Raw genomic sequence first — 18,044 nt, 5'->3', positions numbered from 1 at the left:
TTGAATATATGAAATCTATGGATCCGATAGTTGGAAGATTGATGGGCTTGAGATATAAGTCGCATCCATGGCATGGCGTTTCAATAGGAGAAGAAGCACCTACGGTGGTAACATGTTTTATTGAAATGGTGCCAACGGATACCGTAAAATATGAGGTCGATAAAATTTCGGGATACTTAAAGTTGGACAGACCTCAGAAGTATTCGAACGTAGTACCCGCTTTATACGGTTTTATTCCTCAGACATATTCGGGTAAAAAGGTTGCTCAGATGACCATTGATAAGGTTAATAGAGGCGAGATAAAAGGAGATGGAGATCCTATTGATATCTGCATACTTACAGAAAAGGATATTGCACATGGGGATATCCTAGTTCGAGCACGTCCTATCGGTGGCTTTCGGATGATTGATGGAGTGGATGCCGACGATAAGATTATTGCTGTACTCGAAAACGATGCGGTTTACGGTGAGTACAGTGATATTACGGACTGCCCTCCTATGGCAATTGATCGGTTGAAGCACTATTTTTTAACCTACAAAGACCTGCCTGGCGAAAAACGTAAGGTGGAAATCAGCCATGTATACGATAGGGAAGAGGCTTACGAGGTAATAAGAAGGTCTATGGAAGATTACAACGATAGGTTTAACCTAGAAGATATGCTAATGCTGAAATAGAAAAAGTCGCCCTAAAGCGACTTTTTTTATGAGGTAAACTTTGAAGAATCTAGTTGTTTAAATGTTTTCTTTCCTTTAACGATGTAACTAAGCACAATGCTTTTCTTGTAAAACCCACTGGGTCTATGTTTCCCAACTTGTTTTCGTTTTGTTAGGAATTTGCGAAGCATTTTGTAAAAATCTCGGTGTGCTCTAAGCACTGCGACAAAGAAACCCCATTTGCCATTGGCTAAGAATGCCAAACCTGCGGCTCCATCTAGCACCATTCGGATGAATAGGGTTGTTAGAAGATTCTTTTTTGGAAGATTCTTCGTTAACATAAGTAGGCTATTCCTGAAATTCAGGTACATTTTGTGGGGGTTGTTGTTTGGGAGTGTTCCTCCCCCTACATGGTATACTTCACTTTCTGGGTATACCATAACCTTATATCCAGCATGTTGTAACCTCCAGCAGAAATCGATTTCTTCCATATGCGCAAAGAAGTCGCTATCCAACCCTCCTAGTTTCTTGTAAAGGCTGGTACGTACCATAAGGCAGGCTCCAGAAGCCCAAAATATAGGAATTGGATCATTATACTGTCCGAGATCTTTTTCTGTTGTGGCTAAAATCCTTCCTCTACAGAACGGATAACCATACTTGTCTAGAAATCCTCCTGATGCACCTGCATACTCATACGATTCCTTATCGGCATGTGCTATTAGCTTGGGCATGCATGCTCCAACCTCTGGGTGGCTTTCCATTTGTTTCCAAAGCGGCTCTAACCAACCTTTGGGTGTTTCAACATCGGAGTTTAGAAGGATGGTGTACTCGTAATCGAGATGCTCGATTACCCTGTTATAGCCACCTGTAAACCCGTAGTTTTTGTCAAAACAAATTATTTTTATAAAAGGATAATTCTCCTTTAAGTAGGGAATGCTATTATCGGTGGATCCATTATCTGCGACAATAACATCAGCGATATCTGTTGGCGTGTTTTCAACAACAGAGGGAAGAAACTGCTCCAAAAAAGAACAGCCATTCCAGTTGAGAATAACAACTGCAACTCTATTCATGATATAAGCTATGTAGAGGAGTTTGCGCAGGTCTAGACCTTTTCCAGCGTCGGTGCGACCATAGCCAATACTCTGGTTGTTCTTTTATAAGCTGCTCCAGCATTCTTACATGAGCTTTGGTGATCTCTCCAGGATTTGTATCCTTGGGATTTTCACAGATGATCGACGAGGTTAGCGAGTAGTATCCGCGCTTAGGCTTGTCTATACGGAGAAATAAAACAGGCGAATCAATTTTTTTTGAGATTTTTTCAGGCCCTAGGAAAATTCCGGTTTCGTGATTTAGGAAGTTTACCCAGAAATCGGTTTCCGATTGGGTTGGAGCTTGATCGGCAATTAGTGCAAGCAGGGTTGGTTTGCCATTCTTTGTGCACTCCAGCATCCTTTTTATTGTATGCTTCATGGGCACGGCCTCAATGCCAAAACGTTCACGGCCCTCTTGCATTCTTTTGTTAAAGTGTTTGTTGTTTAGGGGTTTGTATGTGGCAAGAGTTCTGTACTCCGACCAAAGAGGGAACGTAATGTTAACCTCCCAGTTGCCGTAATGCCCCATTACCACAATTGCACTCTTGTTTTTCGCATAAAGCTGCTCGAAAACTTCTGGGTTGGTATACTGAAATCGTTTTTTTGCCTCATCATTTCGCATGTGCAGCAGCTGCATAGATTCAATGAACAGGTCGCAAAGATGGTGATAAAACTTTCGCTCAATCTGCTTAATCTCCTGCAACGGTTTTTCAGGAAATGCTGAGGTTAGGTTTTGACGTACAACTTTTTTGCGATATCCAACAATCAAATAGATGAAAAAGTAGAAGATGTCTGATATGGCATATGCGACACGCAATGGCAGTGCCCAAATTATCCAACTTAGCGAATAGTATAAAGAGTAGCCTATCCTCGATATCATTGCCTATTTTTTAGTAAATTCTTTCAGATGACTTTTTACTATGCCCGTGAATTCCTCTTTTAGCATTGTGTTGCATGCAACAATTTCTTTCCCAAAAATGTAGTTGTTGCCCCCAGAAAAGTCACAAACATGACCGCCTGCCTGCTTTACAATGAGTGAACCTGCTGCCACATCGTAGGACTGGAGGCTATACTCGTAGAACGCATCGAAACGCCCAGCTGCTACGTAGGCGAGATCAGTTGCTGCTGATCCCAAGCGACGGATGCCATGTGTGTTGCGCATTAAGTACTCTAGGAACTTTAGGTATTCTGGCGTTTTCGAAAAATCATAGTAAGGAAATCCAGTTGCAACAAGGCTATCATGTATGGATGGAGCTGTAGATACCTCGATGGGCGTGCCATTAAGGTATGCATTTCCCCCTTTCCATGCATAGAAGCATTCGTCGAGGCTAACTTCGTAAACAACACCAACGACAACTTCCTCTCCTTCCATAAGCGCAATGCTTACTGCGAAAGGGCTTATACCATGTATGAAGTTGGTGGTTCCGTCAAGCGGGTCAATAACCCATCGGTAGTGCTTGTTTTCTGCTGCTACTGTACCTTCTTCTGCAATGAAACCTGCCTCAGGAATTAGCCCCTTCAACTCTTTTACGATAAGTTCTTCCGAAGCCCTATCTACGTAGGATACAAAGTCGTGAAGCCCTTTTTTTTCTACCGCATCCTTTCGAAACTTTGCCCGTTCATTTTTTATTAAATGGCCAGCTTCTACGGCAACAGAAATGGTTTTGCGGCAGATACTCTCGTAATCAATCATTTTTTATATGATGTTTTAGGTTGCACTAATATGGTTTCCTTAAATATCAGTGCAAAGGTAAAATCATTGAGCAAAAGTTTAATGAATCAACCATTTTTTTAGGATATCTGCGGAGATATTAGCTGGAAAGAACAGAACGAAACAATCACTTGCAGGACCTGTAAGTATAGGGAGGTGAATAGATCGACAAACTCTACCATTTCACAACGGGATGACTCTGTCGTATCTATTGAAATATTTGGAAACTTGAATTATGAAATACTTTTGGAGAATTAATCTTTATAGGCAAACCCGTAGGTTTCGTGATGTTGGCTAATATCAAGGCCAACATTTTCCGAGTGGGACGATACGCGCATAGGTACAATCTTGTTGGTTACCCAGTAGAGCAAGTACGACATCCCAAAGGAGAACGATGCTACAATCGTTAGGGCCGCTAGATGTATAGTAAATGTCTTGATGCTGCCTGATGTTAGCCCTACATCTTTGGCGAAAACGCCTGTTAAGATCATTCCCACAACACCACCCATTCCGTGTGCAGGAAATACGTCTAGTGTGTCATCGATGGTTGTTTTGGTGCGAAAGGAAACGGCGTAGTTGCAAATAACCCCTGCAATGGCTCCGATAAGGATGGATTCGCCAACTGTCACGTAGCCTGCCGATGGCGTAATAGCAACCAGCCCCACAACCAATCCTACTGCAGCGCCAATTCCCGAAGGCTTTTCACCTCTGGCTCCTTCGGTAAAAATGTAGGCAAGCATGGCGGCAGCGGCTGCTGTATTGGTATTCAGGAAAGCGGATATTGCCTGAGCATTTGCAGCTAAAGCTGATCCTGCGTTGAATCCAAACCATCCGAACCATAAAAGTCCTGCGCCTAGTAGCACAAATGGGATGTTTGCACGCTTTTCTGGCATGTCGTAATCGTTGCGTTTGCCCAAGAAGATAGCACCTGCAAGTGCGGCAAAACCAGCCGACATGTGAACAACGGTGCCTCCGGCAAAGTCGAGTACGCCCATATTTCGTAGTAGCCCGTTGGGATGCCAGGTTTGGTGGGCAAGCGGCGCATAGACAAAAATGATAAACAGTATAATGAATAAGATGTACGCCCTAAATCGAACCCTTCCGGCAAACGATCCTGTGATAAGCGCGGGAGTAATAATGGCAAACTTCATCTGGAATATGGCAAAAAGTGCAAGCGGAATGGTTGGAGCCAAGCTGGTATTTATGCCTGCGCCAACGTGGTTGAGCATAAAGAAGCTGGTAGGATTGCCGATTAGTCCGGTATGGTAGCCTCCGATGCTGTCGCCAAACGCCAAACTGAAACCAACAAGCACCCAGAGTACGCTAACAATACCCATCGATACGAAGCTCTGTAGAATTGTTGATATTATATTTTTGGGATTAATCATTCCTCCGTAGAAGAATGAGAGACCGGGTGTCATAAGGAGCACCAGTGCTGTTGAGGTTAGCATCCATGCCAGATCTCCTGAGTTAACCCCTTTGATCTCCCCCAAAGGGGTTGATGGCATAAAGATTCCTAGAACTGCTAGCGACATTAGCACTAGCAAGGTAAAAAGCCACTTCTTTTTTGTTTCCATAGTTAGAATATTGATTGGTTCGATCGCAAAAGTATAATATTATCCTTGCTAACCTATATAAAATAGGGGTTGTGCTCTTAAAATATATATAAAATCAACTTTAATCCCTATAAAATACATGATAGGTTGTTTGAATGTTGTAGATATTAAAGCATAGCCTATAAAAAAAGGGGATTCTTTAGCAGAATCCCCTTTTTTTACGATTATATAGTTTAGATAAGTTCACCTATCATATGCCCATCTGGCGAAAGGCTGACGTACTTTACTCTTGCAAGCTGATTTACCAATTTCTCGTTGTAGGGAATTTCAACCTTAATGTACCGTTCGCTAAAACCGTACATTTTTCCGTTTCGCTTGGTGCTCTCGAAGAGAACAAGTCCTTCTCCGCCTACGTTTTTTTCGTAAAACTGCTTATGTAGCTTTTCGCAGAGCAGGCCTAAGCAGTTAGCCCTGTCGGTAATATCGCTATCCTTCACCTTGTCCTCCATGAATACGGTTGGCGTATTGGCGCGCTCCGAGTAGGGGAATACGTGCAGGAAGGCAGGTTCGAGCCTTTCGAGAAACTGGTAGGTTTCCCTAAAATCCTCCTCCGTTTCGCCGGGGAAACCAACTATCACATCAATGCCAAAGAAAGGATTGGGGATGGCCGATCGAATCTTAGCCAGCCGATCCTCGAATATCTCGCGACGATAGCGGCGGCGCATCAGCCCCAATATTTTATTGGTTCCCGATTGCAGTGGAATATGGAAGTGGGGAAGGAATTTTGCCGATTGCGCACAGAATTCGATAACCTCGTCGGTAAGCAGGTTGGGCTCGATGGACGAAATACGGTACCGCTTGATACCATCAACGGCATCTAGATGGCGTATAAGATCGAGGAATGACTCTCCGGTTGTTTTGCCAAAATCTCCGATATTTACTCCGGTTAGCACTATTTCTTTTATGCCGCTAGCCGCTATCTCGTTGGCTTGCTTAATCAGCTCTTCGATAGGAATGTTTCTGCTTTTGCCTCGCGCTAGCGGAATGGTGCAGTAGGAGCAACGGTAGTCGCAGCCATCCTGCACTTTTAGGAACGATCGGGTACGATCGCCCATGGAGTATGCTTTAAAGAAGTTGTCGACCTGCGTAATCTCGCACGAGTGTATCTCGGGAATCGAACTGTTTTCCTCTACAATTTCTACCACTCTTTTGTAGAGCTCGCCCTTTTCGGCGGCACCCATCACCAGCTTTACACCGTCGATGTTGGCAACCTCTTCGGGCTTAAGCTGGGCGTAGCATCCGGTTACGGCAATAACGGCTCCGGGCGACTGTTTGACAAACTTGCGGATGGCCTGACGGCATTTCTTATCGGCCTGCTCGGTAACCGAGCAGGTATTTATCACGTAGATATCAGCGGCCTCGTGGTGCGATACCTTCTGGTATCCACCTTCGGTAAACTGGCGCGCAAGGGTGGATGTTTCGGAAAAGTTCAGCTTACATCCGAGCGTGTAGAACGCTACTCTTTTACTCTCTTTCTCCATTTTTTGTATAAAGTGGTGCAAAGATACTGCTTTTGAAATAATGGCTTGCGCCCCTTAAGCTGGTGATAGCTAATTATTATAGCTAATGCTAGGATGTGGGTAGGTAAGGGGGCGGGATGCCATACGTGCGGTCTTCAGAGCATTCCGCTAAACCCGCTCTCAAAACCTTGCCTTTAAAAGGTTGGACTTTGTGCTCTGATTATTCTCCCGCTTAGGTGGGAGGGCAGGGGGATGACGCCTATAGGCTTTTCCTTTCGTGAAAGCTCAATCGGCGCTCTCCGACGAAACTTTGCACGATGTAAAAGCTCAATCGGCGCTCTCCAACGAAGCTTTACACGATGTAAAAACTCTACAAGCTGTCTACTCCTTTAGCGCTGCCATCAACCTTTTCGTTCCTAGTCTCTTCGTTCAAGTTTTCTAGGTCGTGCAGCTGTAGGTCTAGGGCATGCACCGAGATGTACACCTCCCATACCGAAAGGGCCAAAGAGATGATTAGAAGGCCAAGGCTAACCGAGAAGATGAGCTTAGCTGCAATCATCCAGCTTCTAAATAGAAAGAACATGCATATTACGCTGCACAGAAAGCCAGCGCTTCCCAGTACCTGCATATTCCGTATTATGTTGATTCGCCTGCGCAGGTTCATTAGCTGCAATAGCAGCAGCTTTTCGGGGTTATTGCGGTACTGCGAATGGAGGTTTCGGGTTAGCTGCGCCAGATGAAGAAACCTATTGGTGTAGGCCAGTAGCAGCAGCGAGATTGCCGGGAATAGTAGTGCTGGTGTTGTAAGTGTTAGCTCCATTGCTTACTTGTTTAGTACATTCTTAATTGCTTTCCCCTTTTTATAGTCGGCATAAAGGCTGCGGGTAATGCCATCGGCTACGCCAATAACCGGTACGTAGATGTTTTTTGCATCAATCCATCGGCTAACCATTAGAAACACCTCAGATGCTGGTACGATTACGTCTGCTCTGTCGGGGTTGAGCCCAAACTTTATGATGCGCTCTTCGACCGAAAGCTCCGACAGCTGCTTGGCTATGGCCATGAGCTTAACGCGGCTTAGTGGTTGACCTATTTTGGTTCCTGCTAGCTTGTATATTTTGTTGATGTTGCCTCCCGACCCGATGATCTCTATTTTTCCGTACTTTTCTGTGATATTGTCGAGCCAGGTGTGCATCTGATCCCACTCCTTCTTGTCGACGCTTTTGTTGAGAAGCCGGAGCGTTCCGATGTTAAAGGATCGGGATTTTTCGAGCTTGCCATTTACCAAAAGCGTTAGCTCGGTACTTCCTCCGCCAACATCTACGTAAAGGTAGTTCTTGTTGGGCTCTAGCATATCGGCAATATGGCTATCGTAGATGATTCTGGCCTCTTCCTTTCCATCGATGATTTCGATCTCTATGTTGGAGGCATCCTTGATTAGCTTAACGATGTCGGGACCATTTTGGGCATCGCGCATGGCCGAGGTGGCGCAGGCACGGTACCCTACTACGTCGTTTACGATCATTAGGTGCTTGTAGGCCTTCATCATGTGCACCAGCTTGTCCTTATTCTCTGAGCCTATTTCTCCGTTCTCAAAAGCCTCCATGCCAAGCCGTAGAGGGCCTCTGGTTAGCGATGCCTTTTTAAATATTACCTCCCCGTCGTTTTCGATTACGTTGGTGATGAGCAGGCGCATGGCGTTGGAGCCTATATCAATTGCAGCAAATTTAAGTAGCTTCATCTTCTTTCTTGTTTAGTATTCGCGTTGGCTGTAGTACTGGTAGAGCTCCACCTGCGACCGGAATGAGGGCGCATTGGGCTCTGTTCGGTATTCGTTATTTAGGGAGGCATCAACTATTCGGGCCTTTTGGTTATCCCTAAGAGTGTACTCCATGACGTTGCGGAGCTCTTGCTGGATGTCTTTGTCGTAGATTGGTGCGGCAATCTCTACGCGGTAGTCGAGGTTGCGGGTCATCCAGTCGGCAGAGGAGATGTAGTACCTTGGATCTCCGTTATTGCCAAAAATGAATATCCTCGAGTGCTCAAGGAATCGATCTACGATGCTGATGATCTCGATATTTTCGCTCTTTCCGGCGATTCCCGGAACTAGCGAGCACATGCTTCGAACAACGAGCTTAATCTTTACGCCGGCGTTGCTGGCCTCGTATAGCTTATCTATGATCCCATCGTCAACAAGGTTGTTTACCTTGCAGTAGATGTATGCCGGGTTCCCATTTTTCGCATTCCTTATCTCGTCGTTGATGAGCGAGGTTAGCTTTTTGCGCATGCCGTGTGGCGACACCAGCAGGTGCTTGTAGTTATGGGTGTGGTAGGGGCTTTCGATGAACTTGAAGGCGTGGTCTAGCTCGAGCGTAAGCTCCTTTTGGGCCGTTAGCAGCGTAAAGTCGGTGTACACCGCAGCATTCCCTTCGTGGAAGTTGCCGGTGCTGATGGCGGCTATTCGGGTGGTGTGCTTGTCCGTCTTTTTGGTGATCAGCAGGATCTTGCTATGCACCTTAAATCCGGGCTGGCCGAAGAGCACGTTGATACCAACCTCTTCCATCTTTTTTGACCAGTAGATGTTCGATTGCTCGTCGAAGCGGGCGCGGAGCTCCACCATGGCCGTTACCTTTTTACCGTTTTCGGCGGCGTTAATCAGGGCTCTAACCACCTTCGACTCGAAGGCTACGCGGTAGAGCGATATCTTGATGCTTACCACGTCGGGGTCGAGCGCAGCTTCGCGGAGCAGGCGGATGAAGTAGGCAAAGCTATGGAAGGGGTAGTGCAGGAATCGGTCCTTCTTCCGGATCTCGTCCATCATGCTTTGGCACTTGTCGAAGGTGCGAACGCTAAGGGGCGGAAGCGGTGGGTTAACAAAGGAGTCGCCCAGTAGGTTGGGGAACCCCATAAAATCCTTAAAGTTGTGGTACCTACCTCCGGCAATAAGCGTATCGCCACGGTCGATGCCCAGCTTGTTGGTGAGGAACTTTAGCAGGTCGTGTGGGATTTCCCTGTCGTACACAAGGCGCACCGGTTCGCCCTTTTTGCGGTTTCGCAGGCCCTTCGAAACCTTCTCGAGCAGGCTTTCGGTAAGGTCGTTCTCCACATCCATTTCGGCATCGCGCGTAATCTTGATGGTGTACGCCTCGAACTTATCGTAGGGCAGTATCTTAAACACCTCGGGCAGGTTGGCGCGAATAACATCGTCGAGGAGCACTACGTACTTCTTGGTTTCGTTGTCGGGGAGCACCACAAAGCGCGAGGTGTCCGAGGGGATTTCTATCAGGGCAAAATCCTTTTTCTGGTTCTCGCTGCTCGAGCACTTTATGGCGAGGTAGATCGACTTATCGTTAAGCTGTGGTATTCGGTCGACGTGGTTGAGCATGATGGGGCTCAGCAGGTACCGGATGTTGGTCCTGAAGAGATCTTTTACGTAGGCCCGCTGCTCGGGCGATAGGTCGCCTTCGTTGATCAGGTAAACGTTGTTGGCGCGGAGCTCCTCGGTTAGCTCGTTGAATACCTGCTCGAACTTTTCCTGCGACTGCACGGTTAGCTCGGAGATACGGTTGAGCGTTTTTCGGGGGCTCTCGCCGTAGTATGCCTTGGTCTTTTTCTCGAATTCGGCAAATCGGCGCAGGGTGGCTACCCTAACGCGAAAGAACTCGTCCATGTTGTTGGAAAAGATGCCGAGGAAGCGGATGCGCTCTATGAGCGGCACGGTTTTATCCTGGGCTTCCTGGAGTACGCGTTGGTCGAATGCCAGCCAGCTAATCTCTCGGTTGATGTTCTTTAATTCTTTACTTGTCATCGTTATTTTGGGAATATTACATATTCTAGTTTAGCGCTACCGGGGGTAACGTTGCTCCAGCTGTCGGTTGGCAGGCTAAGGGCAACAAAGCCGCAGGTGGGCAGCTCTAGCCCATGGTCGCCGAGCAGCTCCTGGCAAAGGTACGAAAGGTCGGGGTTGTGGCCAACCACCATTGCCGATGCCACCTCGTTGGGCAGCTGCCTGACGTAGTCGAGCGTTTCGCCGTCGTTGGGCAGGTACAGCTCTGGGGCTACCCGCAGGTTCTCGAAGGCGAGCCCGGCTGTACGAACCACCACCGAGGCTGTTTGCAGGGTGCGAGCGGCGCTGCTTACTGCGGTAAGGTCTACCTTCAGCCCGCGTACGGCCAGCGCCTGGCCTAGGGCGTAGGCATCCTGTAGGCCGCGCGGCTTTAGCGGCCGGTCGATATCGTCAAAGCCATCGAAGCTGCCCGCGGCTTTGGCGTGGCGTAGGATGTAGAGCGTCTTCATCAGCATGCTATCTCTTTTTTACAGGTCGCTTGGAGCACCCCTGCCGAATGCTTACTCCTGTGGCGCTTGCCTTCGAAAGCATGGGGGACCATGAGCTGCGTAGAATTGGGTATGCCTAAAGATAGGAATAAATGCGAATTATTGGGAGCTGTGCTTGCTGATGGCTGCGATTTCTCCGTTTTACTCGCCCGCTTGTAGGGTGTGTTGAACGCTTTTCGTGAGGGTTTCTTTTTGAATGGGGAGAACCTGAAATTCGAAAAAAATGGTCCATTACGGGTGCGGAGGCCAATAAATTTGGCATTTCAAGCCCTTTTAGCTTGTGGAGGCTAATAAATTTGGCATTTACACTCCGTTTAGGGTGCGGAGGCTAACGAATTTGGCATTTTTGCTCCATCAAGGGTGCGGAGGACGCGAAATCTAGAATTTGCGGCTCTTCTATGGTGCGGAGGATCTGTTTCGGTGTAATTAGTAGGAAAATCCCCCTATGCCTATCGGAAATCCTAAGGAATAGGGGGTATGGTTGTAGAAGTGTCGGTTTACGGCTAAAGCGCCAGAATGGCCTGCAGCTCCTGCTCGGTGATGGGCGGGTTGCCGCCGTTGGCCGTGCGGGTAAACGGCCTGTCGGGGGGCACCATCTCATTAAAGAACCCGAAGCTCTTTAGGAAGAAGCGGTTTCCTTCGCTACCTCCGGCAAAGTCTACCCGTCCGCCCTTGCGGCCGGTTTCGTCGCAGGTAAACTTGGCCGAGGGGATCTCCCTCCAAACGCCGCTGGCATCGCGCGCCCACTGGTTGCCGAAGTACACCTTACGGGTAATGTAGCCCTGTGCCGGGTTAAAGTTCTCCAGGAAGGAGTAAGGGCTGGTGTAGTAGGTGCTGGTGGATGGGCGCTTCCAGCTGGCGATGAGCATCCACCTCTGGGCTGCCGCATCGAAGAAGTAGGCCGTGTACTCGGTGCACGCCTGTCCCCACTGGTCGTTTTGGGTGGGGCGGATGCGGGTGAGGAAGCGGTAGGTAAGATCGGCCTTCCAGGGGAATACGAGGTAGCTCTGGCCGCCCGATCCCTCGTTGCCAAACTCGCCTGTTTTTACCCCATCGCCCTTCTTTAGGAGTACGATCTTGTGGTTTTCGGGGATGGCGTTAGGATCGTCGGTGGTAAAGGGGCTCCATACCGAGAAGAGCACGCGGCGCTCGGTTGCCGAGTTTACCTGTATGCCGAAGTAGCCCTGGCCAAAGCCGTTGGCCATGTAGTACGAGCCCTCCACGTCCTGTCCGGCAGGTACGGTAACCTCGTTGTAGAAGAACTCCTGCTGCCCGGCAGGTAGGGTGTAGCTCATATGTACCGATGGGCCACGGCGCCCCCAGTAGAAGAAGTCGGGGCTGCTAACGTAGGTAAGGGTGCCCTGGCTGGCCACGTTGCCAAGGGCAAGGGCATCGATGCAGGCGTAGCTTTCGCCCGTTTTCGACTTGCCCTTTAGGTCGATGCGGATGTATCCCGGCTGGGCAACCTCCACCGAACCTACGGCTACGGTGCTGCTGGTTGCGCTGCTAAAGGTGGCATCGAACGATTTACCGGCAACCGAAAGCGTTACCACCGAGGTGCCGCTAGGAGCGTAGCCGCGCAGCCCGATGTCGAGTTTGCCCGTGCTGCCAGCCTTAAAGTAGATGCTGATGGTGGAGCCGTCGGTCCACTCTGCAATCCCATTTTTGCCAACGGTGGCGCCAGCGCGATTCTCGGTGCAGTAGGCGTTGCCCGCTGTGGGGATGTACTGGGTAAAGCTCATGCGCTCCAGCTCGCTCTTTTGGGCGCTGCTCGAACAGCCGCTAAGGGCCTGAAGGCAGAGCAGTAGCCCTAGATGTATGCTTTTTATGCTCATAGTTTCCGATTTACATGCTTAAAAAAGAGGCTGACTCAAAGAGTTGAATCAGCCTCTACGCTACATTATTTATTAAGGAGGTCTTAGCATTGTTTCCAATGCTAAGGCGTTGGCCCTATAGAGGGTTCTGAACTAGCGGAACTGGGTAGGCGTTAATTTCGCGTTGAGGTATTAGCTCGATTACCGCCTTGTCGGTTGGCTCTACGATGAGCTTAACTGCAGCAGCAGTACCTCTGTCGTGGGTGCCTGGGTATCTTCTATCCAAGGTTTTTCCGTTGCGGAAGATGTCGAACTTACGATGGCCTTCGAAGGCAAGCTCAATGCGGCGCTCTTCTAGCACGAGGTCTAGAATGTCGGTTCCCTGAGGAACGGCCGTGTATGCAGGGATCTGGGCACGCTCGCGGGTAACGTTAACATCCTGCAATGCTCCTCCTGTGTTGCCTTGCTTAGCGCGAGCCTCAGCACGGTTGAGGTACATTTCGGCAAGACGAAGTACCACTGGCGACCAAAGCTGAGCTTGGCCCTCTTGTCTCGAGCATTTGTTTACGTAGTACTTAGGATAGCTAGCACGGTCGGCTAGTAGGTAGTCAATTGCAACCTCGTAGCGGGTGAAGTCTGCTGCATCCGCGGCTTGCTTGGCGTAAAGTACCAGCTTGCCTTCTTCTTCTGCAAGGTATTGATCCTTGTATGCCTTGAAAGGCGCCTTAGGTGTAGCCTGCAGCTTGTACTTGGTTACGCCGTTTACGGTTTCGGGGGTAACCTTGTCGAAGCGGAAGAAGCGTTGCTCTACGCCTGCGCTGTTCTTAACCGTTTCAATAAACATGAAGCAGTACTGCTTTTTCCCGTTGCCATCTAGGATGTACTGGGGCTCAATAAAGGCGTGGCGGATATCGCTAGGATTCTTGTCAAGAAGCTGGCGGTAAGGAAGCGAAGCGTACATCTCGCCCCAACCTATACCGTCGATATTGGCGTACATCGATCCTACCGAGTACCAGTGAAGGTCATCCTTATCCTTTACGAACTTAATGGCGAAGATGGTTTCGCTATTCTCCTCAGGAGTAAAGGTCGAATATTTTTGGTAGTCTTCGGCTCCGAGTAGGGAGTATTTGCCCGAGTCGATAACCTTAGTAGCGTACTCTTCAGCAAGCTTGTTTTCGCCCATGTAAAGGTACACTCTCGAAAGAAGAGCTTGTGCTGCAGTCTTAGATGCGTAAATATTACCGCGATCCTGGTTCATCAGCTGCTCTGCCTTTAGAAGATCTTTAACAACCTGCTCGTAAACGGCCTTTACGGTTGTGCGTGCAGGGAAATCATCCATGCTTGCCGATAGCTTTAGCGGAACCGAAAGGTTGGTTTCGGGCGATTGAGCGTATGGACGACCGAAAATGTTGCTCAGGTTAAAGTAGAGCCATCCTCTTAGGAAGTAGTTTTCGCCAAGAAACTGGTCTACCTTTTCGCTGGTTCCCTCTTTGGCTAGCGAGATAATCTTGTTAGCATTAACGATAATCTTGTAGCTACGGTTCCAAAAGTAGGAGGTTTGGTAGCTGTCTGGAATTCGTTGGTAGTTGTAGAGGTACATCAGGTTGTCGGTAGTCGATCCGCTTAGGGCGATGTTGTCGCCACCGAATTCGCCAACATAGTGCATAGGCTTTATGTAGTACTCCTCTTTAAGGAACGAGTAGCTCCCCGATGTTATCGCTTCGATGGTTCCCACGTCGCCACCGGCAACGCTGCTCTCGTCTGCCATGTTGTATGGCTTCTCGTCTAGTTCGCAGCTGGTAGCCATAAGGGCGGTTGCTGCAAATAGTGCGTATAGTATTTTTTTTCTCATTGTAGTAATCGATTATAGGTCAATGTTGATACCAAAAACAACCTTTTTTACCATTGGGTAGGCACTTGCACCTGAGTTTCCGCTGTTTGATGTTCCCACTTCAGGGTCGATGCCCGAAAAGTCGGTTAGAGTTAGTAGGTTGTCGCCGCTGATGTAAACTTTGGCTCCGTTTAGCTTCACCTTTTTAACGATGTTCGAAGGGATGTTGTAGCTCAAGGTTACGTTGCGCAGCTTAAGGAAGCTACCATCTTCGAGGTATCTTGATGAAGATTTGAATGCTTGGTTGTTTCCTCCTTCAACGGCTTTTGGGTGAGTTGCGATGTCTCCGGGCTTTTCCCAACGCTTCCAGCCGTCGTACAGCTTCATAGAGTTGTAGGTAGAGTAGCCTCCATCGTTATCGTAGAGCTCGCGGGCTGAGTGGTATATTTTATTGCCGTAAAGGAATCCAAAGTTGGCAGCAAGAGTTAGGCCCTTGTACCCTATAGTGGTACCAAATCCTCCGCTAAAGTCTGGCGAAGCAGAAAAGTTAAGTCTGTAAAGGGTTGCAGCGCTGTAGCTAGAGGTTTTCTCTCTACCAGTAACATTGCCGTTGGCATCCTTTACGTCTTTCCACCATTGTGGCGATCCATTTTCAGGGTTTACACCTGCCCATTCGCGCATGTACCATGTGTCCATGTCGTAGCCTTCTTCCAAGCGCTTAAGGCCGCTGATTACAGACTTTCCGTTGTAAAGTTTGGTAATCTCATTCTTGTTGAAGCCAATGTTAAAGTCGGCATTCCAAAAGAAATCCTTTTTGTTGATGATGTTGGCGTTTACGGTAATTTCTACACCACGGTTTCTGAGCGCTCCAATATTCTGGTACTGTCCGTCGTATCCCGATACCGATGGGAACGTAACGTAGTAAAGAAGGTCCTTGGTGTCTTTGTCGTAGAGGTCAATGTTCAGATCAACACGGTCGAATAGGCGCATGTCGATGGCGAAGTTGGTAGAGTATGCTTTCTCCCAAGTTAGATTTCGATTTCCGTATTGTGCTGGGAAAAAGGCTGGAGAACCGTTGTAGAACTTAAGTGAGTATAGCCCTAGGTGCGAGTAGTTACCATTAGGAGTGTTACCTACCGAACCGTAGCTGGCTCTTAGCTTCATGGTGGTGATGTACTTCTTTAGAGGCGCAAAGAATGCTTCGTTATGTACATTCCATCCAGCGCTCAGGGTGAAGAAGTTACCATATCGCTTGTCTTCGCCGAACTTTGACGATCCATCCCTACGAGCAGAGAACTGCGCCATGTAGCGATCGTTGTACATATAGTTGGCGTTGAAAAGGTACGATTGTATAGCCCAGGCACTCTTGTTTCCAGAAACGCTTTTTGCTTTAGCGGTTACGTTGAGAACTTCGTAGCCCGAAGGTATTCCTGCTCCAGTAGCGTCAAACCAATCGTACTTATTGCGAGAATACTCGTATCCAAGTAACGCATCTACACGATGAGCACCAAAAGCCTTGTTAAACTTAAGCAGCTGGTTGGTAAACTTGGTATCGTCCCAGTATGAGTAGTTGTAAAGCGATCCTTCGTCCGACTCTCCTGAAGTAGAGTTCTTGTCGGTATAGGACATGCTATTATTAATGTAGTGGTTGATACTGTTGTTCGACTCGAACTTTAGGTAATCTGTAATTGTAACATCGAAGCCAACCGATGCGGATGCGCTAAGCGTGCGCGATTTGCCGTAGTTCCATTGCAGGTCGTAAAGGTAGTTGTTCATATCACGGCCCAACCAATCGTCCTCTTTGCCCGACCTTACTGAGCCATCGGCATTGTAAGGTTTGTCCCAAGGCAAGTAAAGGAACATGTTGTATAGGCTGTGCTGCCTGTCCTCGTCTTCGCTATAGTTACCAGCAACCTTAGATCGGATAGTAAACCACTTGCTTACCTTGTAGTCGTTGTTCCAACGAGCGCTGTAGCGAGAGAACTCTTTGCCCTTAACGGCACCATCTTCGGTATAGAAGTCTCCGCTGATGTAGTTGTTCGATTTGTCGCTAGAGCTAGAATAGGCAACATTGTAATTTTGGGTGCTTCCTGTATGGGTGCTTAAATCAAACCAATCGGTATCCGTTTTTAGTAAGTCCTCGTTAAACCAAGGTTGGTTGTTGAACGCTTTTTGGTAGTCGTACAGCTCTTTTGAGTTCATTAATTCAAAGTTCCCCATGCTTAGGGTGTTGGTGCCGTAAACTGCTGATGCGGAGATCTTGCTAGCTCCAGACTTTCCTTTTTTGGTGGTAACCATAATAACCCCATTGGCGCCACGAGAACCGTAAAGTGCAGTTGCCGAAGCATCCTTAAGAACGGTGATGTTTTCGATGTCGTTGGGGTTTGGCGAAATGGCTCCCACGATACCGTCAACAACCCAAAGAGGCTCTACTGCTTGGTTTAGAGAACCCTTACCACGAATGATAATGCTAGGGGTTGAGCCTGGTTCTCCCGAGGCGTTGGTAACAACCACTCCAGCTACCTTGCCTTGTAGCATGTTGCCAATGTTCGGTGTGGTAACATCCTTAAGCTTATCCGACTTAAGGGTTGAAACAGAACCGGTAACAGAGGTTTTTTTTTGAGTTCCATAGGCAACTACGACTACCTCTTCAATCTTTTGATTGTCTTCGGTAAGAGCAACCTTGATAGTGCTTTGACCATTAATCGCAATTGTTTGCTTCTGCATCCCAATAAACGAGCATTCGATTGAAGCATTCGCTTTTGCTGTAATGGTTGCTTCTCCATTAGCATTAGTAGTGGTACCCTTGTCGCTGCCAACAACTTTAATGGTTGCGCCAGGCAGGGGCATTCCCGAAGGGTCTACTACAATGATTTTTACTGTTGTTTGATTTTGGACGATGGCCACTGTTGGTGAGCCTGCTCCAATTGTTGGGGTAATGCCTCCGATGCACATAAGTGCTGCTAGTAGCATGGTTGGTTTACTCCCGCCAATTCTCCAATGAGAAGTGATTTTCATAGAGTTAGATTTAGTACGTAAATAAGTGGTTACTTTATTACACCTACCTGTCGGTTAGGGTAATGCTGGTTAACAATTGTGTCTATTTAAAAAATGCTGACAAAATCTAGGTTTTTGAACTGTTAAGTGCCTGTTAAAATTGTCTTTTAAGACTTCAACTTTAGTTCTTAGCCTCGATCTTACTCGTTGCAAGTATAGTGTATGGGTATTTAAAAAAAATTCAGGATGTAAAAATAAAATAGAGAAAGATGTGTTAATTCGGATAGTTTGGCGATGATTTTTTGTTAATGAATGTCTATAATGTGTTGAATAATAGTGTTTATTGATTTTGTGCAATAATAAGGCATTGTTTTGTCTTGGTGAGTTGGTGTTGTATTTAAATTAACAATAAAAGTTTTAAAATAAAACCAATATTAACATTTAGAGTGTAGGTTTGTTAGACTTTATTTTGATTTAAAGATTAACACCTATTCGGTGAGGATTTTTGGAGGAGAAATCTGAGAGGATCGATT

13 protein-coding genes are annotated in these 18,044 nt (G+C 47.5%); 1 reads left to right on the top strand and 12 read right to left on the bottom strand.

Translation table 11 applies throughout. The features are described 5' to 3' along the window. The first annotated feature begins 8 nt into the window (after positions 1-8). Positions 9-674 (top strand): inorganic pyrophosphatase, encoded by a 666-nt coding sequence (locus CLV25_RS05540; protein ID WP_207895591.1) that lies wholly within the window; start codon positions 9-11, stop codon positions 672-674. Positions 675-700: 26 nt separating this feature from the next. On the opposite strand, the gene CLV25_RS05535 is transcribed toward CLV25_RS05540, so the two are convergent. From CLV25_RS05535 to CLV25_RS05480, 12 genes are all read right to left on the bottom strand, one after another. Next, positions 701-1,726, bottom strand: coding sequence for a glycosyltransferase family 2 protein (locus CLV25_RS05535; RefSeq protein WP_131838645.1), 1,026 nt, complete (start codon positions 1,724-1,726; stop codon positions 701-703). Further along, on the bottom strand, positions 1,719-2,627 hold the full coding sequence (locus CLV25_RS05530) for a lysophospholipid acyltransferase family protein (RefSeq protein WP_131838644.1): 909 nt from the start codon (positions 2,625-2,627) through the stop codon (positions 1,719-1,721). Before CLV25_RS05530 ends, CLV25_RS05535 begins: the two co-directional genes overlap by 8 nt. A 3-nt stretch (positions 2,628-2,630) precedes the next feature. Then, positions 2,631-3,440 carry an inositol monophosphatase family protein gene (locus tag CLV25_RS05525; RefSeq protein ID WP_131838643.1) on the bottom strand — a complete coding sequence of 270 codons (810 nt, stop codon included), beginning with the start codon at positions 3,438-3,440 and terminating at the stop codon, positions 2,631-2,633. A 272-nt stretch (positions 3,441-3,712) separates the two neighbouring features. Continuing rightward, positions 3,713-5,035 carry an ammonium transporter gene (locus CLV25_RS05520; RefSeq protein ID WP_131838642.1) on the bottom strand — a complete coding sequence of 441 codons (1,323 nt, stop codon included), beginning with the start codon at positions 5,033-5,035 and terminating at the stop codon, positions 3,713-3,715. Positions 5,036-5,247: 212 nt separating this feature from the next. Beyond that, positions 5,248-6,555 (bottom strand): tRNA (N(6)-L-threonylcarbamoyladenosine(37)-C(2))-methylthiotransferase MtaB, encoded by a 1,308-nt coding sequence (mtaB, locus tag CLV25_RS05515; RefSeq protein WP_131838641.1) that lies wholly within the window; start codon positions 6,553-6,555, stop codon positions 5,248-5,250. Between the two features lie 349 nt (positions 6,556-6,904). Then, positions 6,905-7,354, bottom strand: a complete 450-nt coding sequence (locus CLV25_RS05510) for a DUF2721 domain-containing protein (protein WP_131838640.1) — start codon at positions 7,352-7,354, stop codon at positions 6,905-6,907. 3 nt (positions 7,355-7,357) lie between these two features. Further along, complete coding sequence (locus CLV25_RS05505; protein ID WP_131838639.1) at positions 7,358-8,275, bottom strand: Ppx/GppA phosphatase family protein; 918 nt, start codon at positions 8,273-8,275, stop codon at positions 7,358-7,360. 12 nt (positions 8,276-8,287) lie between these two features. Continuing rightward, positions 8,288-10,342 (bottom strand): RNA degradosome polyphosphate kinase, encoded by a 2,055-nt coding sequence (locus CLV25_RS05500; RefSeq protein WP_131838638.1) that lies wholly within the window; start codon positions 10,340-10,342, stop codon positions 8,288-8,290. Between the two features lie 2 nt (positions 10,343-10,344). Further along, positions 10,345-10,836 (bottom strand): SixA phosphatase family protein, encoded by a 492-nt coding sequence (locus CLV25_RS05495; protein ID WP_131838637.1) that lies wholly within the window; start codon positions 10,834-10,836, stop codon positions 10,345-10,347. A gap of 536 nt (positions 10,837-11,372) precedes the next feature. Then, the gene (locus CLV25_RS05490) at positions 11,373-12,704 is read right to left on the bottom strand and encodes a DUF3472 domain-containing protein (protein ID WP_131838636.1); all 1,332 of its coding nucleotides are present in this window, start codon (positions 12,702-12,704) and stop codon (positions 11,373-11,375) included. 115 nt (positions 12,705-12,819) lie between these two features. After that, positions 12,820-14,535: a RagB/SusD family nutrient uptake outer membrane protein gene (locus tag CLV25_RS05485; protein WP_131838635.1), complete on the bottom strand. Its 1,716-nt coding sequence runs from the start codon at positions 14,533-14,535 to the stop codon at positions 12,820-12,822. Between the two features lie 12 nt (positions 14,536-14,547). Next, complete coding sequence (locus tag CLV25_RS05480) at positions 14,548-17,532, bottom strand: SusC/RagA family TonB-linked outer membrane protein (protein ID WP_131838634.1); 2,985 nt, start codon at positions 17,530-17,532, stop codon at positions 14,548-14,550. Between the last annotated feature and the right edge of the window lie 512 nt (positions 17,533-18,044).

The organism is Acetobacteroides hydrogenigenes (assembly GCF_004340205.1).
Classification (GTDB): Bacteria; Bacteroidota; Bacteroidia; order Bacteroidales; family ZOR0009; genus Acetobacteroides; species Acetobacteroides hydrogenigenes.
Note: the sequence above shows the minus strand (reverse complement) of the source record. Positions and strands in the feature narration are given on the sequence as shown.

Coding starts and splice junctions, on each gene's coding strand:
- CLV25_RS05540 (WP_207895591.1), top strand. CDS start 9: ATGAAATCTATGGATCCGATAGTTGGAAGATTGATGGGCTTGAGATAT.
- CLV25_RS05535 (WP_131838645.1), bottom strand. CDS start 1,726: ATGAATAGAGTTGCAGTTGTTATTCTCAACTGGAATGGCTGTTCTTTT.
- CLV25_RS05530 (WP_131838644.1), bottom strand. CDS start 2,627: ATGATATCGAGGATAGGCTACTCTTTATACTATTCGCTAAGTTGGATA.
- CLV25_RS05525 (WP_131838643.1), bottom strand. CDS start 3,440: ATGATTGATTACGAGAGTATCTGCCGCAAAACCATTTCTGTTGCCGTA.
- CLV25_RS05520 (WP_131838642.1), bottom strand. CDS start 5,035: ATGGAAACAAAAAAGAAGTGGCTTTTTACCTTGCTAGTGCTAATGTCG.
- mtaB (WP_131838641.1), bottom strand. CDS start 6,555: ATGGAGAAAGAGAGTAAAAGAGTAGCGTTCTACACGCTCGGATGTAAG.
- CLV25_RS05510 (WP_131838640.1), bottom strand. CDS start 7,354: ATGGAGCTAACACTTACAACACCAGCACTACTATTCCCGGCAATCTCG.
- CLV25_RS05505 (WP_131838639.1), bottom strand. CDS start 8,275: ATGAAGCTACTTAAATTTGCTGCAATTGATATAGGCTCCAACGCCATG.
- CLV25_RS05500 (WP_131838638.1), bottom strand. CDS start 10,342: ATGACAAGTAAAGAATTAAAGAACATCAACCGAGAGATTAGCTGGCTG.
- CLV25_RS05495 (WP_131838637.1), bottom strand. CDS start 10,836: ATGCTGATGAAGACGCTCTACATCCTACGCCACGCCAAAGCCGCGGGC.
- CLV25_RS05490 (WP_131838636.1), bottom strand. CDS start 12,704: ATGAGCATAAAAAGCATACATCTAGGGCTACTGCTCTGCCTTCAGGCC.
- CLV25_RS05485 (WP_131838635.1), bottom strand. CDS start 14,535: ATGAGAAAAAAAATACTATACGCACTATTTGCAGCAACCGCCCTTATG.
- CLV25_RS05480 (WP_131838634.1), bottom strand. CDS start 17,532: ATGAAAATCACTTCTCATTGGAGAATTGGCGGGAGTAAACCAACCATG.